Source organism: Pseudomonas antarctica, from assembly GCF_900624995.1.
Taxonomy (GTDB): Bacteria; Pseudomonadota; Gammaproteobacteria; order Pseudomonadales; family Pseudomonadaceae; genus Aquipseudomonas; species Aquipseudomonas antarctica.
In genome coordinates this window covers 59,859-84,912 of the sequence record NZ_UYXQ01000007.1, presented here as the reverse complement: position 1 = coordinate 84,912, position 25,054 = coordinate 59,859, and the positions used below count along the sequence as shown (strand labels likewise).

Annotated in this window: 25 protein-coding genes and 4 pseudogenes; 13 read left to right on the top strand and 16 right to left on the bottom strand. The window is 56.5% G+C overall.

Annotated elements, in window-relative coordinates; translation table 11 throughout:
* Positions 1–106 precede the first annotated feature (106 nt).
* Entirely contained in the window at positions 107–940 is an 834-nt protein-coding gene (locus tag E0F99_RS07600; protein ID WP_083360486.1) for an SMP-30/gluconolactonase/LRE family protein, read from the top strand.
* A 231-nt stretch (positions 941–1,171) separates the two neighbouring features.
* On the opposite strand, the pseudogene E0F99_RS07595 reads toward E0F99_RS07600, so the two are convergent.
* A pseudogene (locus tag E0F99_RS07595) lies at positions 1,172–1,768 on the bottom strand (histone deacetylase family protein); the annotation flags it as partial.
* Between E0F99_RS07595 and E0F99_RS07590 the strand changes: the two are divergent.
* A pseudogene (locus tag E0F99_RS07590) lies at positions 1,759–2,202 on the top strand (substrate-binding domain-containing protein); the annotation flags it as partial. The pseudogenes E0F99_RS07595 and E0F99_RS07590 overlap by 10 nt on opposite strands.
* Before the next feature lie 17 nt (positions 2,203–2,219).
* On the opposite strand, the gene E0F99_RS29975 reads toward E0F99_RS07590, so the two are convergent.
* Entirely contained in the window at positions 2,220–2,516 is a 297-nt protein-coding gene (locus tag E0F99_RS29975) for a hypothetical protein (protein WP_156795361.1), read from the bottom strand.
* A 462-nt stretch (positions 2,517–2,978) separates the two neighbouring features.
* Here E0F99_RS29975 and E0F99_RS07580 point away from each other — a divergent pair, with 462 nt between their 5' ends.
* Both E0F99_RS07580 and E0F99_RS07575 read left to right on the top strand, forming a co-directional pair.
* Positions 2,979–3,800 (top strand): SDR family NAD(P)-dependent oxidoreductase, encoded by an 822-nt coding sequence (locus E0F99_RS07580; protein ID WP_083359619.1) that lies wholly within the window; start codon positions 2,979–2,981, stop codon positions 3,798–3,800.
* A 17-nt stretch (positions 3,801–3,817) separates the two neighbouring features.
* A complete protein-coding gene (locus tag E0F99_RS07575) occupies positions 3,818–4,843 on the top strand; it encodes an AraC family transcriptional regulator (RefSeq protein ID WP_083359620.1) in 1,026 nt (341 codons plus the stop codon).
* A 2-nt stretch (positions 4,844–4,845) separates the two neighbouring features.
* On the opposite strand, the gene E0F99_RS07570 is transcribed toward E0F99_RS07575, so the two are convergent.
* The 5 genes from E0F99_RS07570 to E0F99_RS07550 all read right to left on the bottom strand — a co-directional run bounded on the left by E0F99_RS07570 (position 4,846) and on the right by E0F99_RS07550 (position 7,716).
* On the bottom strand, positions 4,846–5,613 hold the full coding sequence (locus E0F99_RS07570) for an anti-sigma factor family protein (protein WP_083359621.1): 768 nt from the start codon (positions 5,611–5,613) through the stop codon (positions 4,846–4,848).
* Complete coding sequence (locus E0F99_RS07565; RefSeq protein WP_083359622.1) at positions 5,610–6,107, bottom strand: RNA polymerase sigma factor; 498 nt, start codon at positions 6,105–6,107, stop codon at positions 5,610–5,612. Before E0F99_RS07565 ends, E0F99_RS07570 begins: the two co-directional genes overlap by 4 nt.
* A 60-nt stretch (positions 6,108–6,167) precedes the next feature.
* On the bottom strand, positions 6,168–6,719 hold the full coding sequence (locus tag E0F99_RS07560; RefSeq protein ID WP_173667128.1) for a tetratricopeptide repeat protein: 552 nt from the start codon (positions 6,717–6,719) through the stop codon (positions 6,168–6,170).
* Between the two features lie 34 nt (positions 6,720–6,753).
* On the bottom strand, positions 6,754–7,311 hold the full coding sequence (locus E0F99_RS07555) for a cytochrome b (RefSeq protein WP_083359623.1): 558 nt from the start codon (positions 7,309–7,311) through the stop codon (positions 6,754–6,756).
* Positions 7,312–7,461: 150 nt separating this feature from the next.
* Positions 7,462–7,716 carry a hypothetical protein gene (locus E0F99_RS07550; RefSeq protein ID WP_083359624.1) on the bottom strand — a complete coding sequence of 85 codons (255 nt, stop codon included), beginning with the start codon at positions 7,714–7,716 and terminating at the stop codon, positions 7,462–7,464.
* A gap of 297 nt (positions 7,717–8,013) precedes the next feature.
* On the opposite strand from E0F99_RS07550, the gene E0F99_RS07545 reads away from it, so the two are divergent.
* Positions 8,014–8,883, top strand: a complete 870-nt coding sequence (locus tag E0F99_RS07545; RefSeq protein WP_083359625.1) for a DUF6216 family protein — start codon at positions 8,014–8,016, stop codon at positions 8,881–8,883.
* Between the two features lie 278 nt (positions 8,884–9,161).
* Positions 9,162–10,388, top strand: coding sequence for an MFS transporter (locus tag E0F99_RS07540; RefSeq protein WP_083359626.1), 1,227 nt, complete (start codon positions 9,162–9,164; stop codon positions 10,386–10,388).
* Between the two features lie 486 nt (positions 10,389–10,874).
* Here E0F99_RS07540 and E0F99_RS07535 read toward each other — a convergent pair.
* Positions 10,875–11,186: pseudogene (locus E0F99_RS07535) on the bottom strand (DinB/UmuC family translesion DNA polymerase); the annotation flags it as partial.
* Between the two features lie 57 nt (positions 11,187–11,243).
* On the opposite strand from E0F99_RS07535, the pseudogene E0F99_RS07530 reads away from it, so the two are divergent.
* The 4 genes and pseudogenes from E0F99_RS07530 to E0F99_RS07515 all read left to right on the top strand — a co-directional run.
* Positions 11,244–11,435, top strand: a pseudogene (locus tag E0F99_RS07530) (transposase); the annotation flags it as partial.
* Positions 11,436–11,879: 444 nt separating this feature from the next.
* Positions 11,880–12,149 (top strand): hypothetical protein, encoded by a 270-nt coding sequence (locus tag E0F99_RS07525; protein ID WP_083359627.1) that lies wholly within the window; start codon positions 11,880–11,882, stop codon positions 12,147–12,149.
* A 103-nt stretch (positions 12,150–12,252) separates the two neighbouring features.
* Positions 12,253–13,086: a BON domain-containing protein gene (locus E0F99_RS07520; RefSeq protein WP_083359628.1), complete on the top strand. Its 834-nt coding sequence runs from the start codon at positions 12,253–12,255 to the stop codon at positions 13,084–13,086.
* A 509-nt stretch (positions 13,087–13,595) separates the two neighbouring features.
* Positions 13,596–14,465, top strand: a complete 870-nt coding sequence (locus E0F99_RS07515) for a YihY/virulence factor BrkB family protein (protein ID WP_197679979.1) — start codon at positions 13,596–13,598, stop codon at positions 14,463–14,465.
* Between the two features lie 16 nt (positions 14,466–14,481).
* Here E0F99_RS07515 and E0F99_RS07510 read toward each other — a convergent pair whose 3' ends face one another.
* From E0F99_RS07510 to E0F99_RS07475, 8 genes are all read right to left on the bottom strand, one after another.
* A complete protein-coding gene (locus E0F99_RS07510) occupies positions 14,482–14,937 on the bottom strand; it encodes a hypothetical protein (RefSeq protein WP_083359631.1) in 456 nt (151 codons plus the stop codon).
* Positions 14,938–15,006: 69 nt separating this feature from the next.
* On the bottom strand, positions 15,007–15,909 hold the full coding sequence (locus E0F99_RS07505; RefSeq protein ID WP_162276197.1) for a PRC-barrel domain-containing protein: 903 nt from the start codon (positions 15,907–15,909) through the stop codon (positions 15,007–15,009).
* Between the two features lie 94 nt (positions 15,910–16,003).
* The gene (locus E0F99_RS07500; RefSeq protein ID WP_083359633.1) at positions 16,004–16,810 is read right to left on the bottom strand and encodes a PRC-barrel domain-containing protein; all 807 of its coding nucleotides are present in this window, start codon (positions 16,808–16,810) and stop codon (positions 16,004–16,006) included.
* Between the two features lie 433 nt (positions 16,811–17,243).
* Positions 17,244–17,837 carry a HupE/UreJ family protein gene (locus E0F99_RS07495; protein ID WP_083359634.1) on the bottom strand — a complete coding sequence of 198 codons (594 nt, stop codon included), beginning with the start codon at positions 17,835–17,837 and terminating at the stop codon, positions 17,244–17,246.
* A complete protein-coding gene (locus E0F99_RS07490) occupies positions 17,834–18,631 on the bottom strand; it encodes a DUF4198 domain-containing protein (RefSeq protein ID WP_083359635.1) in 798 nt (265 codons plus the stop codon). The genes E0F99_RS07495 and E0F99_RS07490 overlap by 4 nt, the downstream gene beginning before the upstream one ends.
* A gap of 50 nt (positions 18,632–18,681) precedes the next feature.
* A complete protein-coding gene (locus E0F99_RS07485; protein ID WP_130908738.1) occupies positions 18,682–19,065 on the bottom strand; it encodes a c-type cytochrome in 384 nt (127 codons plus the stop codon).
* Positions 19,066–19,120: 55 nt separating this feature from the next.
* On the bottom strand, positions 19,121–20,188 hold the full coding sequence (locus tag E0F99_RS07480) for a DUF4331 family protein (protein ID WP_162276198.1): 1,068 nt from the start codon (positions 20,186–20,188) through the stop codon (positions 19,121–19,123).
* Positions 20,189–20,676: 488 nt separating this feature from the next.
* Positions 20,677–21,288: a TetR/AcrR family transcriptional regulator gene (locus E0F99_RS07475; RefSeq protein WP_083359637.1), complete on the bottom strand. Its 612-nt coding sequence runs from the start codon at positions 21,286–21,288 to the stop codon at positions 20,677–20,679.
* A gap of 637 nt (positions 21,289–21,925) precedes the next feature.
* Between E0F99_RS07475 and E0F99_RS07470 the strand changes: the two genes are divergently transcribed.
* The 3 genes from E0F99_RS07470 to gorA all read left to right on the top strand — a co-directional run bounded on the left by E0F99_RS07470 (position 21,926) and on the right by gorA (position 25,041).
* A complete protein-coding gene (locus tag E0F99_RS07470) occupies positions 21,926–22,429 on the top strand; it encodes a YkgB family protein (protein WP_083359638.1) in 504 nt (167 codons plus the stop codon).
* 148 nt (positions 22,430–22,577) lie between these two features.
* Complete coding sequence (locus E0F99_RS07465; protein WP_083359639.1) at positions 22,578–23,270, top strand: cytochrome P460 family protein; 693 nt, start codon at positions 22,578–22,580, stop codon at positions 23,268–23,270.
* 412 nt (positions 23,271–23,682) lie between these two features.
* Positions 23,683–25,041 carry a glutathione-disulfide reductase gene (gorA, locus tag E0F99_RS07460; protein WP_083359640.1) on the top strand — a complete coding sequence of 453 codons (1,359 nt, stop codon included), beginning with the start codon at positions 23,683–23,685 and terminating at the stop codon, positions 25,039–25,041.
* Positions 25,042–25,054: the final 13 nt, after the last annotated feature.

Below are 25,054 nucleotides of genomic sequence, written 5' to 3'. Positions count from 1 at the left end.
TCGCCAACACTGGCCGACAGAGTGATCAATGACAAGGACGATAATAATCAATACCACCGGATCTCTGCACCGAGCGTTGCGATTGGGGTTGTATCTGTTTGGCTTGATGGGGGTCGCAACCGTCGGCTTCTTCGCCTGGCAAAGCTTCTATCCCGTGAGCGCAGCAACCGGCTGGAGCATTCAAACGGTGCACAGCGACGTCCCGAAAGCCGCCTCGCTGATGCCTCTCCCGGACGGCTCGCTGATGATCAGCCAGGAACTCAACGATGCAAAAGGCAGCATCGTGCGGATCCATCCCGATGGTCGACGCGAAGTGGTGGTGGGCAGCCTGTCCAAACCTGATGGCATGTTCGCGACCCACGGCGGCTGGGTGTTCAGCCAGGAAACCGGCAACGCGCCGGTCAGCTTTCTCAAGGACGGTGTCGTCACTGACCTGTTTCGCGGCGAAAATGTACAAGGCTTGTGGGTCGAAGGCGACGACCTCTACGCCATCGAAGACCGCAAGGACAATGGCCGGCTATTACGCTATCGCTGGAGCGACCAGTCACTCACCGTACTGCGTGACCAACTGCACGAAGGCGAGTCCATCACGCGGTGTACCGATGGGCGAATGCTCTACACGGAAAAGAAAAAAGGCGTGATACGTGAGCTGACCAGTGACGGCAGCGATCCGGTGGTGCTGACGGGCCTCAACAAACCGACATTCCTGATGTGTGATGAGCGCGGGTTGTGGGTCAATGAAGACTCGACGCATCGCGCCCGGTTGCTGCTGATTGATAAACACGGGCAGCAACAGACAATCTTGTCATTCTTGAAGGCGCCGCAGTCGATTGTGCGAACAGGCGACGGTACTTATCTACTGGCAGAAGGGGGGCGTAACCGAGTATTGAAACTGGTGCGCAAGTCGCTGGCAATGGCCAGCGACGACGCGCAGCACTGACGCAGCCCTGCGAAAAACTGAACACTCACTACTGGCAAGTTCCGCCTTTATGATGCGACCCCGTGCCCCCAACCGGATGCGTGCCCTTTGGGCATGCCGCCGCGAACATCGGGGTGACCATCAAGACCACCAGCAACCCAACCAACGACAGCTTTTTCATACGATCCTCCGTGAACATCACGACACGTGATGGCACAAAGATATCACGCATCCACGAAGGGTATCGTCAGCTTATTGCCCCCAAGCCTGGGGGCCGCTAAAAAACGCCTGCGCATTACTGTCCAAGGTCTCCAGGTGATACCCGCCCTCCTGCACGATCACGCAGGGTAAGCCCAACTGCCGAACGCACTCGCCCAAGCGCGCAAACCCTTCGCGCGTCACGGTCACTTTGCTTTGCGGGTCCAGTTCGTAGATATCAAACCCCAGGGACAACACCAGCACATCCGCGGAGAAATCCTTTACCGCCGTCAAGGCCTGTTCCAGCTTTTCGAAGAACACCGCCTCACTGGCGCCATGGGCCATCGGCAGATTCAGGTTAAAGCCTTCCCCCCCAACAACGCCACGCTCTTCGGCAAAACCTGCGACGCCGGGGTAGAAGTTGGTAGGGTCGCCGTGGATCGACACCTACAGCACGTCGTCACGGTCGTAGAAAATCTCCTGGATGCCTTGGCCGTGGTGCATGTCGGTGTCGAGCACGGCGACACGCTGGAAACCTTCGCGCAACACGTGTGCCGCTACCGCCGCATTGTTGATGTAGCAGAAGCCGCCTGCCGCGTCGTAACGGGCGTGATGTCCGGGCGGGCGGCATAGCGCATAAGCGGCGGGTACGCTTGGAACAGCACCTGTTCCTGCGCCAGCGCTATGCGTTTTTTTGCGGAAAACACCACCCTCTGTTTGGCCGCACCGGCTTGGCTGAAGGCGATTTGCAGTCGGAAAACTTCGTGAGTTTTACCAGCGACCAGATCGGCGGGATGCTGTCGCCGTTGACGATCTTTCGTGACCAGCAAGGCTTCAGCGGCCGGATCGTGGCGTCGTCATCCAGCCTTGAGGAGGTGCGACGGTTGGTGATTGCCGGGTACGGCCTGGGTTGCCTGCCGACTCATGTGGTCGCCGAGGATGCGAAGAATGGGCTGCTGTGGCGGCTACCGCCGGATGGAGGGATTGCCGATGTCGATATTCATCTGCTGTGGAAGTGGGAGCAAAAGATGAGTCGGGCGCAGACCGTGTTTATTGAGCGTCTGTGCGGGCGGTTGGTGCAATAAGACACGTGCCCATGTAATTAGAGATGTTGCTGACGTAGCGACCAGACACGTCTCTTAGTGCAGACCTTGAACGTGTATCGAGGCAACACACATCCTTCGGTGGCTCCGATGGTCACCGCCAGAAAAGTCGACAAGCCACGCAAAAGGTCGTCAGCAAGGCGCTGACATTCCTTGATGGACGGCAAGCCGCGCGTGATGGCCAAAAAGTCTTCGACACCTACGTGATCAGCAGCCAGCTTCCAATCTCCAAGTAGGATTGAATGCCCGCGGTAAAAATCTCCCCACTGTTCCAAAAGATCAACCACTGGGTACATTTCGCTGCGCACTTTTCAACGACAACGTCTGCGGTGAACGCCCCTCGAGCTCAGCGACAGGCATCATATCCACCTGGTCGGCACCGCTCGGACGCAAGCCCAGCGGGCCAAGATCAAGCGCCAGGTACTACCGCACGACCACCTTGAATGATCCGCACAACGCCTTCTGGTTTATTTGCGCCTATGACGATTGCTGTGACTGCTACCGCTTGCTAATGATCATGGGGCCGGGTGCGCACCGTCGCGCCGAATGGGGGCCATTGCTATGGGCAGTACACACTGAACTCGTAACGCCGTGGATTTTTGGACGGATCTCCTTGGCGGCTCTTGAAGACTTCTGACGCGCTAAATTGGCGCCTTTTGCAAGTCACTTGGCGCCTTCCCGCTAGTGCCTGAAAAACGCCAATCGACCATCCTTCGCTGACTGGCTGCATCAGCCGTTTCACACCAAGAGGTGTTCACATGTCCAAAATATGGTTTATCACCGGCAGCTCCCGGGGCCTTGGCCGTGCCATCACCGAGGCAGCCCTGCGTGCCGGTGATCGAGTGGTTGCCACTGCACGCAACCCCCGCCAGCTGGATGAGCTGGTCGCCGAATACGGTGATGCGGTCTATCCACTGCAGTTGGATGTGGCCAATAACTCGCAGGTGGTGCAAGCGGTCGACGCGGCAGTGGCGCATTTTGGCCGCCTGGATGTGGTGGTCAACAATGCGGGTTACGGTGACTTGGCGTCGGTTGAAGATGTGACCCTGGACGATTTTTCGGCGCAGATCGACACTAACTTTTACGGCGTGGTGTATGTGACCAAGGCCGTGGTGCCGATCCTGCGTACTCAGGGCAGCGGGCATATCTTTCAGGTATCGTCATTGGGCGGACGCATCGGCACGGCTGGCCTGGCGGCTTACCAGAGTGCGAAATGGGCCGTCGGTGGTTTTTCGACCGTGTTGGCGCAAGAGGTCAATCCATTAGGCGTTCAAGTGACGGTGCTGGAGCCCGGTGGCATGCGGACTGATTGGTCGGGCAGCTCCATGACCATTGCGCCGATCAGTGAGCCCTACCAGCAAAGTGTCGGCGCCTTGGCTGAACGGCTCAACTCGCCGCGCATTCTGCCGACTGGCCCGCAGCGAGTTGCCGAGATCGTACTGGAGTTGGCGCTGAACAAGGACGCGCCGTTACGCCTGCTGATCGGCAGCGATGCGGTGCAATACGCAGCACGGGCGGCGGCAGAGCTCACGGCCAGCGACGAGAAATGGCATGATCTCAGTGTGTCAGCCTCTGATTGATTGCATAAAGGTGGTCTATGTCTGACGTACGCCAAACCCATTTCAATATCCCCGACGTTTTTTGGCAGGCCCTCAGAACGATCGGGCTGGAGCCATCGGCGGTGTTGCGTCAGGCACGGCTTCCCGTAACACTCAATTTTCGCGAGCGGCGTGAACGTCGGCAAGTCAGCACCGAGGAATTCTTCCGCTTATGGGAGGCGGTGGCTGTGCTCAACCCGGACCCCGCTGCCGGCGTGCTGATCGTCACGCGGCTAGACAGCACCACACTGCCGCCTTCCAGCTTTGCGGCGTTTATTGCTCGCGACTTTCGTGATGGCCTGCACCGCCTCGCCCGTTTCAAACAACTGTGTACACCCGAGCGTGTGCAACTGAGCGAAGACAGCATGAGCTGCACAGTCACCCTCGATTGGCTGCGTACCCAGCAGCCCCCTCCTGCGTTATTGATCGACGCAGCGTTTGCGACGTTTGTTGAATTGGGGCGACGCGGCGCCAGGGTGCCTATCACGCCGCGCAGTGTCGAACTGGCCCGCCCACAGAACGGCAACACTGCGCTGGCTGAATTTTTCGGTTGTACGGTACGTTTCGGCGCCGAGCGTAACGCCTTGGTGTTCGACACCACCGATTTAAACCGGCCGTTTCCCGGTCACAATCCTGAACTGCTCGAAATGCTCAACCCGACCTTGACCGCGGCGTTGGCCCAAGCAACTGCACCGGTCACGATCAGCCATCAGGTGAAGAGCGCCCTCAGGCGCATCCTCGCCAGCGGTCGCCCGGACATGGTCGAGGTGGCGCGCGAACTGGGTATGAGCGAGCGCACATTGCAGCGGCGTATTACCGAGGAGGGCAGCAGTTTTCGCCAACTCATGCTGCAAACGCGTCAGGAAATGGTGCGCCACTTGCTGACCGAGCCGACTCTCGAAATCGAGGAGATTGCTTGCCTGCTCGGTTATGAAGACACGAACTCGTTTTATCGGGCGTTCCGCACCTGGGAAGGCACAACGCCGGCTCGCTGGCGTGCGATGCAGGCGGCGCGCGCCCATTGAGATCAGGCCGGCAATGTGCGCTCGACGCTGCGGGCCATGACCTGCAAATCCTCAAAAGGGTTTCGACCAATCAGCATGAACCCATGGGACTGGCTGGCCCAGTACACCACGTTCATGCCTCGGCGCTGTTCGGTAGCGACGGGCTCAGTGCCCTTTCTGCTGGCCCTGATGCACAACGCCAATGGCCCGTGGCGCGGGTCCAGGTAGGTCAGTTGGCCAATCAAGATGCCGTCGTAGTCGAGGATCTGCGCACGCCGAAACTCGGCGCCGGGCAGGCTCACAGACGCTGGAGCCAACGGCAACCCCAATTGCTCGCCTACGCCATGCAGTTGAGCGATGTGAGAGGCTGGATCGGGACTGAGGTTTTCCAAGGTCTGGGGCGTGTAAAGGGCCATGTAATTGGCGACCGAGGCACGCCAGCCTTGACCGGACTCCACGCGTGGCCAGCTTATGAACAGGCGGTCGGCGACCACACCGGCCACGGCAAAACTGGCGGCGACGGCAAGGAAGCGACGCCGACTCAGGGTTGGGGCTTGTGCCGGTGGCAGCGCGTTGAGCATTGTGTGCAAACGCTCGCTGGGCGCTTGATCCAGCACCGTATCAAACGCGGTTTTGAAGGGTAAGTCGGCGCACTGCAAGGCACCCAGGCGTGCGGCAAGTGCCGGGTCAGCGCGAACCTGATCGGCGATAACCTTCTGCTGTTCAGCCTCCAGTTCGCCGTCCAGGAAAGCCACCAACCGCTCATCGGACGGTGCGTTAGTGTGAGTCATCGCCGTTCTCCGCTGGATTTATCCTGCTGGGCTTTTGCAGGGGCGCTCTCTGCAAGTTTCAAACGTGCGGCCGCCAACCGGCTCATCACGGTCCCCACGGGAATATGCAGCACCTCGGCAATCTCTTTGTAGGAAAGCCCCTCGACATACGCCAGAAACACCGTTTCGCGCTGCGCTTCGGGCAAGCTGTTAACGCGTTTGATCACCTGCGCCGCCAATACCTGATCCTGAGCCTGGCTCTCGCCATCGAACGACAGCTCCTGCTCCGCATCGACAAACCCTTGCCCCTGACGCACACGTTGCGAGCGCAGCTCGTTGAGCCAGATGGAATGCATGATCGACAGCAGCCAGCGGTCCAACCGCGTGCCGGCCGCGAACTGCCCGGCACGCTCCAGCGCCCGTACACAGGTGGCCTGCACCAGATCGTCAGCCACGTGCTTTTGTCGCGACAACACCCACCCGTATCGCCATAAACGCGGCAACAACAGGCCCAACTCGCGGCGAAACTCAGCCTCCGTGGTGATAGCTGCCCCCTGCTGATTCGCTCATCGGTTTCACGCCTGTGGGGCGGCGGCGATGGCGGCGGCCAAGTCTTCGTACTCTTCGCAGGTGGTGCTGCACAAGGCTTTGATTTTCACCAATTGCTCTTGCGCCAAATCAACGCGGCCCTTGATCACGTAGGCCTCACCCAGGTACTCGCGGACTTGGGCGTAGTTGGGGTCGAGCGCGACTGACTTCAGGTAATAACTGATGCCTTCATCGGTGCGCCCCAGTTTGCGCGTGGCGTAACCGCGATAATTGAGGGCCTTGGCGGTGTTCGGGTTTTGCAGGGTGTCGAGCAAGGCCAGGGCCTCGTCGTAGCGGCCATCTTTGGCCAGGCGGTAGGCGTAATCGGTGCGGTCGGCATCCGAGGTGGCTTTGCTGGTTTGCAGCACGCATTTTCCGGTCTTGGTGTCCCAGACCTGACCTTTGGGGCAATTGGGCTTGGGCGGTGCTGATTCATCACCGGAGGCGTGGGCTTGGCCGGCGAGTAAGGCGGCGGCCAGGCACGCGCCGAATAACAGCGCGATGCGTTGAGTGATGGGGTGTTCGTGGCGATTCTTCATGGTTGTCATGCTCCGTAACGTTGGGGAGGAAACATCACTTTTGAAGCGCATTGCGTGAACCCGGCAACATGCGGCGTAGCGTGCTGTCGCCCAACACGGAGTGATGCCAGAGCGCAGCGGCGGCATGCAAACCCGCCAGCACAATGATCGCCCAGGCCACATTGTTATGTAGGCCACCCAGGGTGCCCCGCCAGGCGTGATCGATCGCAAAGGGCGCAGGAATGGGGAACAGTCCGAAAAAGTTGAAAGGCTCACCTTGAGCCCAGCGAAACAGGAAGCCCAGCACGATCTGCGCCAGCAGCAACAGGTATAGGCAACCATGCGCTATTTTTGCCAGCAGGTTAAGCGTCGGGTGACTGTCAGCCTTTGGCCGATTGCCGCAGAACACACGCCATACAATCCGTACGACGATCAACAGCGCCATGGCAATGCCGAGCGAGATATGCACCGATTGCAGGCCCTTGCGCAGCGGCGTGCCTTTCTCCAGGTTTTCCCAGATATGGGCACTGGCAAACATGAAGATCACCACGGCGGCGGTGAGCCAGTGGAACGTGCGGGTCAGTCGGTCGTAGCGGTCGGAAGAGGTGTTCATGGGCGTTCCCTGGGTGGTCTTTGAGGTGAACACCGCAGCGGCGGAAGTTATTCGGTGAGGTGTGAGAAATGCTTCGAAGCGAACCGAATACAAAAAAGCCCGCAGCTGTTCAGGCTACGGGCGTTCCTAGGTGATGGCGTCGTTTTTAACTCAGTTTCCCCGCTCCTTATTGGCTTGGGACAGGACCGAGGCCGCAAGGGCTTTGGTCTCCTCGCTGTATTTGTCACTCTGAAGCGCCTTCCCTGCTTTCTCCTCCAGCTCTGCACTCGTCTGCTTATCGGTACCGCGCTGCGCCAACGCTGAAGCGGCCAGGCTTTTGGTGATGGCCGACGCGTTTGGATTACTGAGGGTTTGCGCCGCCAAAGTGGCCATCTTGCCGGACGTTTTTTTCGTATTCGTACTCATCGTGCATGTCCTTTGCAGTTGCGGGATTTCTAACTAGATGTTCGGGCGACTTCGCTCGGCGTAAAAAGATAGTGAGTTAAATAGGCCTTCGCAACGAACTAGCTGTAGCCGTTTTTTTGAAAACACGTACGAAATAAACCACCACTTCGTAGTCCCTATAGTAACTGCTCTAAAAGACATGAATACATCTGAAAAAACTTGAGCCCTCTGCCTATTTTCATTAGATTTTCATCCGACTCGCTGCCGTAGCGCCACTGACACGCCCCTACCCCGAAACCCTTTCAAGGATGACCCCGCATGTCTCAACCGGCACTCAATGACAACATCGTAACGTGGACATTTCAAAACTACGCCGCCATCGTCGGGCTATTAAGTGGCCTGGCAATATGCGCTTTAGTTTTATATATCTACTCGCGTTCAGGCTCGCTGATTTTTTTACGTGATTTACTGTGGCGTTTTTTCGGCGGTTCAACGGCTTTTGAAAACGAGAAATATGAAGCCACCCGCAAAAATCTGCGCGAAGTCGAATACTACCGGTTCGAGTTCAACATCCCCGCGCAGAACCTGGAGCAAGCCCAACAAGCCGACCAGTGGATCACCGCTAACCGCTTCAGCTATAGCGATGTCGCGAGAATCAGAAAGTATATTGACTGGAGCGACTTCGCCAACGTATCGCTTAAAGAAAAAATGCTGACACCTTTCAAAAAGAACGGGTGTCTGGGGCTTGGAATCTTTTTCCTTGTGATCATCAGCATAACGCCGCCGCTGGCGGGCTCCAGCTACCTGATGGTGTCCTTGAAAAAAGCCCCTGATGTCCCCGCTTTTTATCTTTCAGAAAACAACGCCAAGTTTCACATCTGGCCCAGCGAGACGCTGTCTGTCGACGACTGCAAATCACCGACGGTACTCGAAAAGTTCTACAACGACGACTTCTCTGAAGACACCATCAACACACTATGTTCGCTCTTCCTTTCCCCCACCTACCGTGAAGATGTAAAGAGAGCGCTGACCGAACAAAAGGGCTTTTTACTTTTTATAGCGTGCTTTTCCATCGTTGCTGTTTTCTGCCTATTGACCAAGCTCTCACGCTTGGGCGTGGCTAAAAAACTCCACGACCAGATAAATACGCAAAGCAGCAATGCGGCAACAGAAGCACTCCAAAGGTAGCGGTGCAACGACGCGTTAGCCGTGAAATGAAATTAACACCTGGCTAACGCACTGAAACCTAAAAACGCCCCCTCTGCAAAACCACGGGGCGAAGGACATTGCCGTATTCCCCAGCCCACCTTTCCTCAAGCCTGCCTGAGAGCGTCGAATCGATTGCACTGATGTTTATTATCGAAACGATCGCCTGTGTGATTGCCAGAACCGATTCCTATAATCGCCTCCAATTTCCCTTCCCCTCGCCTGGCTTCAGGCGACATTCCCCTCTGGAACCCAACACCATGCCAAGCGCCAGCCAGGCCCCTAGCGGCCCTCCCGAACATAATCAACAGAGTGTCAAACAGCAGTGGCTGGCGATTCTCTCGGTCGCCGTGGGTGCCTTCGCCCTGGTGACCAGTGAGTTTCTGCCAGTGGGCGTGCTCAACGACGTCGCCAGCGACCTCGGCATCAGCGCCGGCCACGCTGGCCTGATGGTCACACTGCCCGGCATCATGGCCGCCCTTGCCGCGCCGTTGCTGTCTGTCAGCATCGGCGCCATGGACCGCCGCTACCTGCTGATCGGCCTGACGCTGATCATGATCATCGCCAACTCGGTGGTGGCCTACGCCAGCGACTTCAACCTGTTGCTGTTCGGCCGAGTGTTGCTGGGCATCAGCATCGGCGGGTTCTGGGCGACGGCCATCGCCCTGAGCGGGCGCCTGGCGCCCAAGGGCGTGGGAGTCGCGAAGGCGACCTCGATTATCATGATGGGGGTGACCCTGGCCACCGTACTGGGCGTGCCCGTGGGTACGTGGCTGAGTGGCCTGATGGGCTGGCGCATGACCTTTCTGGTGACCGCGTTGGTCGGCATACCGGTGCTGCTGGCGCAGGTGTTCCTGCTACCGCGACTCACCCCGGAAAAGGCTATTCAGGTCCGTGACCTCCCAGCCTTGTTCATCAATCCGCAAGCACGAGTCGGCTTGATCGCTGTTTTGCTGATCGGCCTGGCGCACTTTGCCGCCTACACCTATGTCGCGCCCTTCTTCAAAAACAGTTCCGGCTTTGACGGCCCGACAATTGGCTCACTGCTACTGCTGTATGGCGTCGCCGGGGTGATGGGTAATGTCTTTGCCGGCTTCGCCGCCAACCGCAGCGTCCGTTACACCCTGCTGCTGGTCGCACTGATGATCGGCACCAGCACCGCCCTGTTCCCCTACTTCGCCACCGGCATGACCGGCGCCGCAATGCTAATCGCACTCTGGGGCTTCGCCTTCGGCGCCTTCCCCGCCTGCGCCAGCATCTGGATGTTTGTCGTAGCACCCAAAGATGTCGAACGCGGCATGCCGCTGTTTGTCGCCTTGTTCCAGGTGATTATTGCCTTGGGTTCGTTCTTCGGCGGGCAGATTGTTGACCAGATGGGTAGCGCGGTGTTGTTGAGTTTGGCTACAGCGTTGGTGGGTTGCGGTTTCGTAACGGTGCTGGTGCTGGGGCGCAATGTGAGTAATAACGTGGTGTTGCAGCCGGGCTAACCAGACCGATGTAAAAACCACATAAACGAAAAAGCCCCGCAGCTTGTTCAGCTACGGGGCTTTTTCTATGTAGTGGCGCAGAGATAGGGATTCGAACCCGACCAACACGCCCTACAACCCGCTCTAAGCCGCAATTATATTGGGTTTTGGATAAGCTCAAAGGACAGAAACGGCCCACTGCGGCGTAGGTCATTCCCTAAATTTGCCCTAAGCTGGCAGAGCTTATCGAGCCGCGTTGTATGCCTTTGGCGCATAGGCCCATACCTAGTGACTTTAAGGCCTGCCAATTCCTGGTTGCATAAATGCATAATGGGCATTGAATGGCTTATGATTTGCCCCATGCAAAATTCTCCAGATCCGGCCGGCCGAAACCATCCGCTGATGGTTTGGACGCAGCCCACCAATTTCCCTAGCAGTCTTGAAAAAAGAAAAATCCCCAAGTACATCAGCAACGTTTTTTAATGACAGGCGATAGCGCTACCACTCATTAACCTGATCCAGCACCGTCATCACCCAGGTTGCCTCGGCCGGCTGCGATACAGCGAACAGATCATCGGTGTACTCACCAGGCTGACACAGATTGAGCAACATCACTTCAGCCTCACCGTACTTGAAGCCTGGTCGGAATATTTGATCAAGTGCACCCACCGCCGCCTGCGTGAGCAGCCGCACGTCGTCAGTGGGATACGGCATATCCACTAACACCCCATTGGCATATTTCGCCTCCTCCGGGTTGAACATGCCGGTGCGGATGCACACACGTACCTTCTTGCACAGGGAATTCTGGGCGCGGATCTGCCTACCCAACGGATCCAGCCCACCAATACCGGTCAGACCGGCGAACGCCTCGTCAATCGCTCAGAGCCGCGGTTGTGCGAAGAGGTCCATTTGAACCTGGCGTATCGCTGATTCTGCCGGTTGAGTCTTGAAGGTGAAGTCCCTAATCACTCAACCTGTTCCAAGAATCGACACAGCCGTTTGCGGGACAGCGATCTGTTTCGCTGGTTGTTCAATGAAGTGCTGCGTCGCTGCATGGACGCCGGATTGGCGACCCGAACGCATACGCAACGCACACAGCAGCTACGCAACGCAAGCTAAGCGCACGGCCATATCCGTTTGCTGCGCCAGATCGGCGCGGTAGCTGCGCAAGACTGCGTTTCCTACGGCATGGGCAATAGTAGGACGGAGCGCTTTGTTGCGTTCATCCGGCGCAGCTCAATTGGCAGGCGTACGGCTCGGATTCTACTGAGCACCCGCCTGGTCTGCCCGTTAGCGCACATAGCCTTGTTATACCCTGCGCACGTGCAAGGTACTTGGGGCTTCGCTGCATTGCGCTGATGCCGCCAGCTCAGGTTTGAGACTTTTTTAAATCTCGACCGCGGGCTATTTTTAAGCGCGCTAGCGCACCGACGCGCATGCACACCACTGTCATTATCCTAATCCCGAGACCCTGCAACTTCGCAGCGCTCCAGGTATTTGCCAGAGGTTTAAATGAACAAACCCAGCGAACAACGCCACCTCAGTGCGTCCAGCAAAAGCCGCGCACAAGAGCCTAGCGGCAAGAGCACGACTCAGCCGTATTACAAAGCCATAACGATTTTTCCGCAGGGCGACACCCAAGAACCAAGAAGGGCGGCTCGTGAAGAGCAACAGCCCAGCACCAACAACGAAGAAGAAAAGTCGCAGCAGGAGCGCTACGCCATCACGCGTGAAGCAGCACAGACGCCGGTCAACGATTTTATCCATCAATCTAAACGCTGAGTCTGGCCCCATTGTTTGGTTAGCCAGAGCAGTGCTGGGTATTGGGGGCTGTTATTTGACAGCATCTCGACCCATCAGGTCTTTCTTAAAAGTGAGAACCATCATGAACAATCAGCCCAATAGCTTATTTCTCAGCACCTTCCTCGCACTTTCAATCGCCGGCGCCAGTCTCAGTGCTTACGCCGCTGGCGATTCGCAAGAGGTCACCAATGCCCGTCAGGAAACTCAGATCTGGACCACCTTCGCATTAAGCCCTTATCTGCGCAGCAATAAAATTGATGTCACGGTGGAGAACGGCAAGGCCATTCTGCAAGGCGATGTCACGGAAGAGGTTAACAAGGATCTGGCCAAGGAAATTGCCCTGAGCGTTAAAGGCATTACAGCGGTGGATAACCAGATCATCGTAGACGCCAACTACGTTGCGCCAAAGCCCGGCACTGAGCGCGGTTTCAGTGATGTGATTGAGGACGCCAGCATCACCGCAGCGGTCAAATCGAAGCTGCTGTGGAGCAAGAGTGCCGCCGGATTGAGCACAAACGTCGACACCAAGTTTGCTCGGGTGATTTTGAGTGGTACTGCACAAAGCGCGGCTGAGCGTGAATTGGCCGGTCGTCTGGCGCGCAATACCCATGGCGTGATCGCGGTTGATAACCAGATCAAAGTCAATGCGATGAAACCCAGCATGGTCGAGAGTAGCAAGCAGGTGGTAGACGAGGCGGGTAGCGACATTAGCGACAGTTGGATCACGACCAAGGTTAAGTCAACCCTGCTGTACACCAGCAACGTGGCCGGCTCATTCATCGACGTGACCACCAATAAGGGCGTCGTCAGTCTCAGTGGTAAAGTCAATAATGGTACTGAACAGGCGCTGGCCATCGAACTTGCGCAGAACGTACGGGGGGTCAAAAGCGTTCAGTCCAATGAGCTGATTTTCTAAGCTGCGTGTGCGACTAGAAAAAGTCGTTCTGTGTGCGCTGCCATACAGATAAATCGCGTGATCTGCAGGTTTGCTTCAGGCTCGTTACGCGTTTTCGCGTGTCGATGACGAGACGCAGGTTCAACGTTTTACCCACCCGCCCTTCGCTACTCACAACCGAAAGTTTTTTCAGAAGCTCATCGTTAGCTAGCCAAAGATTGTGAAAAAAGCCCAAAAAATGCTGAAAACTTATGATGGAGTCCTCGATTGAAGGCCCATCGTGGTCGGCGCGCATACACTCGTGTGTGTGCTGTCGCACAGACTCGCGCGCGCAAACGGGGCAGGATGCATTTGTTTTTCACCCACCGAGGCGTGTCACTTACCGCTACGGCCAGGAAAGCGCTTGCAGGGCGCAACCGACAGCGCGAGTGCGGGCCCCTCGAACTCGGTGGTTCCAACCACCAAGTCGCGCGCACCCGTGAAGGAATAGATATGAATACCACTGAAATTCTACTCAATACCGACCTCCTGTGACGCTGTCCGGCCGGCCCGCCGCCTGGTGGGGACTGACCAAGCAGGTCGCAACCTCTTGGCTTGACGACTACGTCCCAAGCATGGGCGCCGCGCTGGCCTACTACACGATATTCTCGCTGGCACCGATGCTGCTTGTTGTGATGTCGATGGCTGGACTGCTGTTCGGTGAAGACGCCGCTCGTGGTGAAATCCAGGCGCAGTTACAGAACCTGATGGGCGAGAGGAGCGCGGGCGCGGTGCAGAGCCTGCTGGTCAGCGTGCGCGAGCCCGCCGAGGGACTGACCGCCACTGCTGTTGGGATGGTGCTGCTGTTCGTTGGCGCCACAAGCGTTTTTGCCGAACTACAGAACGCGCTCGACCGGATTTGGCAAGTGCCTGAGGAGCTGCGCAAGAAAGGCTGGTTCTCGGTCGTGCGCGCACGCCTGATGGCGTTCGGTATGGTCCTCGCGTTGGGCTTCCTGCTGATCTTATCGTTGCTCACCAGTGCGCTGCTCGCTGTCGTGGGCCGCCAACTGGAGCCGGTACTTGGCGAATGGCAGACGGTGGTGGAGGCCGGCGACGCGCTCGGCGGCTTCATACTAGTGGCGCTCAGTTTCGGCCTGATCTACAAGGTTATGCCGCGTCAGCGTGTCCTAGCGTCCGATGTGTGGCTCGGCGCATTGCTGGCGGCTTTACTCTTCACTGGGGGCAAGGTGGTGATCGGCGCTTACATCGGCCGCAGCAACGTCGCGTCGGGCTTTGGAGCGGCTGGCTCGTTAGTGGTGGTACTGCTCTGGGTCTACTTTTCAGCACAGATCCTGTTGGTGGGCGCAGAGTTCACCTGCGTTTTCGCCCGGACATTCGGCTCTCGAAAAGCCATCGACTGATCGCTGCCAACACCGTTTATGCTGGCGCGTCCTGCTTGGTCCGGTAAGCAGCACCAACCGTTACTCGGCCCACAGTGAGCGGTTGCGTCAGGTGCGAAAAATACGCGGAGCAAGTAGCGAGCACGTCTCTGATATGCCCCCTAGTCGGATCAATGTTCTTGCGCAGCGCTTCGGCCCACAGACCCGTGCTCTTTGCGGCGTCGGTGCTCGGCGTGACGATCAAGATCGTCGATTGGCCAAGCAACTGGGCAGCGCTGACTTTTTCCCCTGTGAGCGCAGTCGCTGTGAAATCGAGGATAGGGCTGTTGGAGAGTTGCGACCAAGCGTTGACGGGCCACGCCAGGCAAGTGTGAGCGTGATGGATGTTCTCATAGAGCTTTTCCTTTTTAAGCCAGCCGGAGAAAGCAGTTCCCGGTAAACCGCCCCCTAAGCAGAGACTGATCGCCGAGGCCCCTCGCAGGAAGGCGAGCATGCGGTGCAACGGTTCACCGGCTGCAGTGGACTCGATGACGCATAACACATTAAATGCTGCCCACCGAGTTCACTTCGACAGGTGCGCCTTCCAGTAGTCATCCACCTTTTCACTCTGCTGACCGAAGTCGCCAAGTGGGGAGAACCGGTCTTCTTTTACGAGTGGAGCGGCGTCCAAGTCGGCTTCGGTCGTGCCCAACACCAGCAGGTTGACGTCAGTGGTTGTCTTGAAGTGATCCCAAGGCACCGGGACGTACTTCTCACCGAATCCGAATACTCCCCCTCGACCAATCACCAAATAAGCGATCTTTCCGGTCTGCGGACTCATAACGATATCGTCGACACTGCCGAGGTCTTCACCTTGCGGGTTGACCACGCCGGTGCCGACCAATTGATCGGAGCGGAAGGCGGTGTCACCTTCGGTCACAGGTTGCGCGGCTGAAATCTGCTGGGCCCGCCAGCCCGGCACATCCAGCTTGGTCGCTCCACCTTTTTGCAAATCAGCGGAGTAGTTATTGTAGATATCGCGCGTAGCGCTAAGCATTACCTCACACGCCTTTTGATCACCGTGTTGCGCCAGAATGTTAGTGGAGGCGATCATCGTACGAACTTCGTAGCCCGGTCGCGCGCGCCGGAAACTTGCTCCAGGCTGATGAGTGCCAGCGCCGCTGGCCGGCATCATGCCACGGCCGCCATAGCCATACATCGGATAGCCATATCCGTAGCCGGATCCGTGCATCCAGTAGCCGTCCTTTTGCATCTGACTGTCGAAGGCGCGCAGATCGGCTAAGCATTTCTTCGCTGGCGGCCTGGTGCTTACGGCTTTTGCGTCCGGAGACGACTTGTGTCCCGCAGAGTTTTCCGGAGACGGCGCCGCAATAATCGGGGCGGCGAAGCCAAAGCAAAAGAGCGCAGCCAAGGCAGTGGCAAGCGATGGTCGTGTCATTATTCTTGTTTCTTTATTGCGTTGCATCGCGTGTTCTCCCTGTTGCGTGATGGTCCGAATTAAGCGGGTTGCGTACATAACTTCAGACGCGGACCTGATGGCATTAAACCGCTGCCTCGAGTTACTTCCCGCTTTCCCAATAGCCGGGACGACCGTAGTGTTCGTAGATTTTTGATTCCTGCTTGCGATCAAGTTGTGCCGATGCATCGTAGTGAGGCGCGTCTTTCACGGCCTGGCGGGTGAGGTTGACCGAGACCTTGTCATCGGCCCAGCTCACTTCCTGGATCCATTGCGGCGGAATCAGCACTTGATGACCAAGCCACCAGTTGCTGGTGTCCACGATGACGTATCGAATGGCCCAGGTCTCCACGTCGACGATCAGACCCTGTACGTGGCCGATGTCGCCATCGCTCGCGTGGATATGGTAGCCCTTGACCGCTTTGCAACTGCGCAGATGGAGGTCGTCATCCTGATGCGCCGTCGCGTCGGCCTGCTCGTAAGCTTCAGCCACTTGAGGCCGTCCGGATGACTGTCCCGCACCGAGGTTGGAATAGCCGCTCATGAGCATTCCCGGGGAAGCTCCTTCGCCCCAGAGCCCGGCACCTCCCCAATAATAGGGATAACCGTAGTACCCCATGAAATCCATCTCTTGTTGCCGCGATACTGGCTTGTCGCTGTCGATGACAGGGCTGTTCTTGACTTGCTCGCGGGTTAGCGAAACCGGCAGCAAGTTGGCGGACCAATCGGGCGTGCCAGCGGCAATGGGCGAGATTAAAACTTTACGGCTGGACAGCCATGAGCCGGCCTCAATGACGAGGTAGCGAATCACCCAGGCCTGGTCATCAAAGTAGAGGTCCTTCACGTCGCCGAGGGCGCCATCGGTGGCGTCTATGGCGAGATCCTGCAGGTCTTTCGTTTGGCGAAGCATCGTGCTCTCCCTTTCAAAAGTTTTGAACGCAGAACATCGACAAGGCAAGGTCAGTGGATACCTGCGACTTTACCCAAGGTCACTCGGCGTTCGCTCAACCGGGCGTTCTCATTAAGTCCTGCGCCATGCTGTTACACAAACCCGCTCATCAAGCTGGCCGAACACTGCAAGCTTGATCATGACAACAGATCTACCCGATAACCGTGCGGTAGCGAACAAAGCATCCAGCGTCGCCAACTGAGTGTTATCTGTTGCCGCTGGCGACCTGCCAATCATCCTGAATAAAATGCACGCCGGAACAACTATTCGTCAGTTGGGCTACCCGACGAAGAATACTTTGAAAAGCTGGCATAAAATCCTGCATCCCCCCAAAAACAGTCGTCAATGAGAATGTCCGTTTCACGTCGTGTCATGACTTATTCCAAGAAAACCATCAAAGATTTCCAACTGCGGTGAACATAATCCAGCCTCCACACATCGAGCAAATCACGCCCAACCCTCGCAAGATCCTGCCGCCTCCCTGGATGCGCATTAGACCAAGTGCTCCCAATGCCCCGATCAGGTGCAGGGTGGCGGTGGTGGCTAAAAAGCCAAGTGTGTAGCCAATCTTGTCGTCAATGATGGGCATTTCATAGCCATGCGCATAACCATGCAGCGTGCCGAATAGGCCAACGCCCAGCGTGGCAACCACGGTAGGCATGCGTTGATGCAGGGCAATGGCTGCACCCAGGGCGATGACTGACAGCGCAATGCCAACTTCCAGGCCTTGCAGATCTATCATCGACATGCCGATAAGGCCACCAAAGAGCATGCACAGCACAAAAGCGCCGGGGACGAGCCAGATGGCGCGACCGCCGATTTGGGCACTCCAGGCCCCAACCGCCACCATGGCCAAAAAGTGATCCAACCCAGTCAATGGGTGCAACCAGCCGGCATCTATGCCGCTGTGGGCTTGTGCGCTAAACGTGGTTAGTGCCAAGACGATGGCGACACAGACGCCCTCAAGTTGGTGTTGGCGAGTATTCATGGCGTAGGTATCTCAAAACTTAAGGAGGCCCAGATGCTTTCCCAGTCGGCCTGGTACTCGATCACCGAATGCATCTGGACTGCACTCAGAAACCACAATCCAGTCTTTTCCAAAGTAAGTTCCACTACACCGTCCTGGTCCGTTCTGGCCTGTTGCTCCTGCTGTGGACCATCCTTGGCCCAGGCCCTAACCAGCACCCCAGCCACAGGTTTGCCCTCGCGCAGCAAGCGGGCTTTGAACCGCCCGCCCGGCTTGAGCTGGAACGGGTCAGTGACAGCAACAAGTTCCAGCGGCAAATCCACCACCCGGTCAAAGCCGGCACTATCGCTATTGACCCGAACCAAAGTCTTGGCGCAACGCAAAAACTGCTCACGCCCTGGCGCATCGGCGATACCCAGTTTTTGCCGTTCGCTGCGCACCTGCTCCAGCCCCTCTTCGATCAGGTATTTGTCGAACTCATCACCGGGCAGAGTAAGGGCCTGAGCATGGGTAAGCATGGCCACAACAACGGTGCCGGGCGGACCGGCGCGAAAATGTCCCACCGGGGCCGCACCGTCACGACCCTTTACGGCCTGTTTACCTTGCGCGTCGTAACGGTCAAACGTCTCGATCATGCCAGGCAGACGCCCCACTCTCTCACCTGGCCAACTGACACCCACCCGCAGGTCGATGGCCACCAGATCATCTTTGCTGACCAACCCTTTGTGAGGAACCAGCCAGAAAGCATGGGCAAAACAGTTGCCGCTTAGTGTCGCCAGCAATACTCCAAGCCAAATAGGCCGCCAAATCATCATGCCCCTCCTCCCTTAGCCCCAGCAGCTTTCACATCCCTATCTGCAACCGATCAAGGCGCTTTTTGTGTCGCCAAATAGGCAATGATGTCCTGCCGCACCTGGGCGTTTTCAACGCTGAACCCCATGGCCTGCCCCGGGATAAACTGTTCCGGGTCTGTCAACCATCGGTTCAGGTTGGCGGGCGTCCAGATAACGTCAGACTCCCTCAGTGCTTCTGAATACGCAAAACCCTCTGCACTACCAGCATGCCTGCCCACGACGCCACGGTGCATCGGCCCTACCGAATTCACATCCAGTTGATGACACCTGCCGCAATTGAGCAGCCAGGCCTTTTGGCCACGCACAACGTCGTCGGTATCAGCCTGAACCATTGCATTGGTCAGCAATAACAGTGCGAAGCTCGCACCCACTGTGCGTAAGGTTTTAGTGATCATGGCGTGCCTTTCCTTGTGGTGCGGGCCTAGCCTTATGTCCAGATTTGACCTCGGATCACTTTTTGCCTGACGGAATGACGTAGGGGAACTGGTCGGTATACAACTTGGGATTGTCGATGGCCTGGTTGGTGGGTTCGCCTATGAGGAGGGTGAGCATGGCGCTCATCGCATCATCATCAAGGTAGCGCCCGTTACGCACATCGGCCGAAAACACTGCCTTGCTGCCAACCTCATAACTCAGCACATCGGGAATCAGCGCATCAGCCACTTTGTCGCCATAGACGAATGGTTGAGCCTGCGTCTGTGCAATGCCTGCGGCGCGGGCGGTGCTTGCTGATACGAAATTTTTCAGTACTGACTGGCTGTTGGGCCGGCTGCGATCATGCTCGACTCTGACAGCCTCGTCTGCGAAATACATAATGTGCGACAGCAAAGGGTTGGCCGAGTATTGAACCTGGTTCCACTTGCCATTTTCCTTGAGCGCCGTCGTCATGAAGACCTTGATATTTTTGCCCAGCATTTCATTGGGAATTTCCAGCACAATTGCGCCGCATTCCTGGTCTTTGAAAATATTGGTGCCGGAGGCGGATTTCCAGACTTGACGGTCATACTTGCCGGCCGTCAGTTGCGCCGAATACGCCCCCAAGCCGGACGAATTGCCGTAGAACGGGTCTTTGATGATGCCGGTCCAAAGTGCAATCTTGTCCTTCAGATTGACGCTGCCGCCAACCTTGCCTTTACCAATAGCCACACCCGTTTCACCCACCCGTCCGTTTGGGTTATCCGATAGGTAGGCCATGACCTGACCGTCCTGAAACTGGAAGGAGAACGTATGCCCCTCCTTGAACTTGCCATCCGAGGCGACGTGGATGTTGTACAACGCATCCGGCGAGAAGGTGGCACCATGACGCGGACTTGAATTCACATCCATGATAATGACCGTGCGCCCCGGTGAAGCCGCTTGAAATACATAGTTGTCCAGCTGGCTGATCGCCGTGTTGGTCCGTGCAATGGCAATCTCAAAGTGATGGCTGGCATGTACCAGCACGGCAGAACTGGCAAGAACAGCGGCAACTACCGCTTTCATTAGCAAGCGATGGGCGACAAATGTTTTATTACTCATAGAGGCGCTGCTCCCGGTAGGTGCCCAGTCCAACTTCATTTCGAGGTATATATGTCCTGCGCCCAGTTAGTACTGCAGACGACTACTTAAACATTGCGTCGTAACCGACTATGATCGCCTTATCGCCGCGAGTGACCACTGCATCGACTCGATAGACTATCGTGTTCAAACCACGCATTCGGGCAATGGCCTCGATGCCATCTGCTTGTAGAACTTGCTACCAGCGTGAACAACCTCACTTAGACCACTATGCACGGTTTACGTAGCCCATTGCGCCGCTGGCAAATGCCGGAAGGTCCAGCACAGCGGAGCTAGCGGCAGTTACGTATTAAAAATCATCAAACCTAAGTGTTACCAAAAAGTAACATTTGACAAGCTACCACCCACTGCACAAAGAAGCAATAGGCCGTGGTTGGCTGTTAGAGAAACACTGAAGTGTCAACCTGGGCTGTTAGCACTGACCAAAAACCGATGCAGTACTGAAGCCCCTAATGCGGCTCGTGGGGGGCGATCAGTGTTTGCACCATTTGAGGGAGTGATACTGCCAAACGATGAGTTCCGATATGGCGGCTTTCGTCTGCGCCCTTAAATACAATGAACAAATTGATAGCCAGCACCTCAGGGTTCTTGAAGCCTATGGCACGGCACATCTCGATCAGATGGTTGATGTGCACATGATTGATTTCCTCAATCGCCAACCGAGCTGGATGTTGAGCGTCCCGTACATCTATTGCCTTATCTATGAATTTGCAGCTCAGCTCTTCTGGCGACTGGATATAGGCGTACATCATTTCTAGCCAACCGTTGAGCTCTCCCCGCGGATCATTCGGATGCGCCTCCTGCAATGCTTGCCATGCAGCCTCACTCGCTTTGTGCTGCTCTCGAATGGTGGCTGCAATTAACAGCTCTTTAGAGGAAAAGTGTCGATACAAAGTCATTTTGTTGCTGTGCGCTGCTGCTGCAATCGCCTCAACCCCGACTGCGTGAATTCCATATTTATGGAACATCTCTACTGCGGCACGCAAAATTCTCTCTCTCGGTGCAATTGAGCGCACCTCTTTTTTTGCACGCGCTACCTGGTCCGTTGAAGTATCAGTCATGACATAACACCTATTTTTTATGTGGCGCCCACTACGCTTGACATGTTACTTACCGGTAAGTAACATTCGGCATGAGCGCATGGTTCTTGCTCAGACTATAACCGAAAATCTGACAGATTTTGCGTCGGAGATAGCGGGCTGGTTGGAGTGTTTACGGAAATTAAGTGAGAGGATTTTGGCAGTAGGTGCCATCGCAGATGCAAGCGGCAGCCTGTGTGTGGGGTAGGCCTATTTGCAGTGACGGCTTGTGAGTTTCGTTCGGGGCGGGGGGCGGTTGTAGTGGCTGGGCGCATGCTGCATAAAGTGGGTTGGTGCGCCTTGATGGGTACTATGTTGTGGACCTTTTCACTCTGGGGGACAGCGTGGCCGTCGGCCCGAGTGTCAGTGCCACAAGCACACTATATAGGCGGAAAGCATAACTAGATTAGTCCCCATACTGCGTATGACAACTCTATGACATGTGATCTGCTGTTAATCAGAACTATCAGAGCATTAGGCCCGGCGTGATTCAATCGTTGTCATTTGGCCTGGAAGCCAGTGTGACTCTCTCAGCTTCTCAAAAAACTTACAAGAACTGTAATACATCGATTTTAGCAGGCTTTACACCAACAACTCTTATCTGTTTTAAGGAAGGACTATGCTCTCATCAATTTATTCCCGCTTTCTTCGCCAACCGTTTGAAATCGAATTCACACGCTGGGTCCTAGTGTTAATATTTTTTATGTTTTCCTACACTAAATGGTTTGATTACGAAGCCCAGGCATTAATTCCGCTGATTAGCAACAGCCCTCTCCTTTCGTGGATGTACCCAGTGTTTGGTACTCAGGGCGCAAGTTATGCCCTGGGCGTAGCTGAATGCACTATCGGTCTGGGTCTGGCCATCGGGGCATGGTCGCCGAGGATCGCTCTGATTGCTGCGGCTGGCTCTTTTCTGACCTACCTGACAACCGCCAGCCTGCTTCTAACAACTCCGGGTGGTTGGGAGGCTTCGGCAGGGGGCTTCCCAGCCATGGGCGGGGCCACCTCCTTCCTGATCAAGGATCTGATGTTGATGGCCGGTTCGTTGGTGCTGTTCAAGAATGCGGCGCAACACCTGACGGCTCGCTCCGAACAGAGTGATACACAGCGCGCAGCGCTCTAACCGCAAACGCTCACTGGTTCACTACAACAGTAAGTGGACCGGTGATGGGAACGGAACTCAGGGCCAAGTGCTTTGATTATTTGCACCTTGAAGGAAAGCGAACAATGCAGTGAGAACGTTCTCACGGGCAGCGTTTCTAGGAGGATGTATGGTTCGATTAGTGCCCTACGGGCTGATGATGGCGGCGGCAGCCTTGGCGGGGACGTTTGCCTTGGCCGGCACCATGGAAAAGCAATCCAGCGATGTCGGACTGCCTCTCCCGGCAGTGAAGCTCGCTTTCAACGAAAACGGTGAGGCTGCCCTTCCGAAAGGCTACCGTTCGTGGGTGCACGCTTATGCGGCGTGGGAATCTATCACTGTGACCCCCCTGGACAGCACAGTAACCAAGACGCCCGAATTCCATAGCGTCTATGTTGAGCCAAACGCCTATCGGACGTTCATGAAAACGGGGGTATGGCCGGAAGGTTCTCTGATGGTCAAAGAGTTCAGCATCACCAGTATCGACCCAAAGAGCTGCGATGGTCCGCCAGCGTATGTTTGCAACCTCGGTAGCAGCAAGGTCATTTTTTCCCACGGGCAAACAGGGCTCAGCCTAATGCTCAAGGACAGCAAGCGCTATCCTGACGAGCCGGGCGGCTGGTCTTACTTCAGTTTTGGGCATCAGGCACCACCCTATGAACAATCCTCCCCGCCGCGAGCGCGTGCTCAGTGCGCCCAATGCCACATCGACAACGTGGGCCCCAAACACGACTATGTATGGTCCGTGAAGTTGAACCAGCCTGGCTTTCAACGGGAAGGTGATGCCGCAAAACTCAATCTCGAAGCCGCTTTCGCCGAATAGTCTTGGCGAACATTGGTTGTCCAACAGAGCAGCAACTTTTGCTACATAAATGAACCTGCGGCTAAACCGGCGCAAATTTGACCGGGGACGTTTAGTCCCCTGCTATTTAGATGTTGGTTACGATTTTCACATAACCAAGTCGAAAAAAAGCGCTCTAGTCGACGACGATATCGTCATTGAACTCAACGGTGGCACCTTCAGCATGCCTAACGGCGCGACTTTCAGCGAACGCCAAGTGGTTATCCAAGCCACAGAGTTTTTACGCTCAATAGTGAAGGCATGTTGGTCCACTTAGAGATGCGAACAAACGATCTGGGTGCCCTCACCCAATTGACGAGCAAGTAGCTGGCCGGTCGCAATGCGCCGGATAAGGGCCGCAATAGGTTTGCTGTTGCCTGCCGAGGAGAGTGATATGGCCTACGATTTTGACCTTTATGTAATTGGTGCGGGCTCTGGCGGTATTCGGGCTGCGCGTTTCGCCGCAGGCTATGGTGCCAAGGTGGCCGTGGCTGAAAGCCGCTACCTAGGCGGCACCTGCGTCAACGTGGGTTGTGTGCCCAAAAAACTGCTGGTCTACGGCGCGCACTTTGCCGAAGATTTTGAGCAGGCCAGTGGTTTCGGCTGGTCGCTGGGTGAGGCGAACTTTGATTGGCCGACCTTGATTGCCAACAAAGACCGCGAGATCAATCGCCTCAATGGCATTTATCGCAACCTGCTGGTCAACAGTGGCGTGACCCTGCATGAAGGGCACGCACGCCTGGTGGATCCGCACCAGGTGGAGATCAACGGTGAGTGCTTCACCGCCAAACATATCCTGATCGCCACCGGCGGCTGGCCGCAGATTCCGGACATTCCGGGACGCGAGCATGCCATCGGTTCCAACGAAGTGTTCTTCCTCAAAGCGCTGCCCAAGCGCGTGCTGGTGGTGGGGGGTGGTTATATCGCGGTGGAGTTTGCCGGGATTTTCCATGGCCTTGGCGCGCAAACAACGCTGCTGTATCGCGGTGATCTGTTCCTGCGAGGCTTTGATGGCGCGGTGCGCAAGCATCTGCAGGAAGAGCTGACCAAGCGCGGGATGGACTTGCAGTTCAATGCTGATATCGAACGCATCGATAAACAGGCCGACGGCAGCCTCAAGGCCACTCTGAAAGACGGGCGCGTGCTGGAAGCGGATTGCGTGTTCTACGCCACCGGCCGACGTCCGATGCTTGACAACCTGAGGCTGGAAAACACCGGCGTCAAACTGGACAAGCGTGGCTTTGTTGAAGTGGACGATCTCTATCAGACGGCTGAGTCGTCGATCCTGGCCATTGGCGATGTGATCGGGCGCGTGCAGCTGACGCCAGTGGCGTTGGCCGAAGGCATGGCGGTGGCGCGTCGTCTGTTCAAGCCTGAGCAATATCGTCCGGTGGATTACGCGATGATCCCGACTGCGGTGTTCAGCCTTCCGAACATTGGCACAGTCGGCTTGAGCGAAGAGCACGCCAAGGCTGACGGCCACAAGGTGCAGGTTTTCGAAAGCCGCTTCCAGCCGATGAAGCTAAGGTTGACCGACTGCCAGGAGCGCACCCTGATGAAGTTGGTGGTCGACGCAGACACCGACAAAGTCCTGGGTTGCCACATGGTAGGTCCGGATGCCGGTGAAATCATCCAGGGGTTGGCGATCGCGCTCAAGGCAGGCGCGACCAAGCAGCATTTCGATGAAACCATCGGCGTGCACCCGACGGCGGCGGAAGAATTCGTCACCATGCGCACTCCCGTGGCGGGCTGATCAGCTTTCGTGT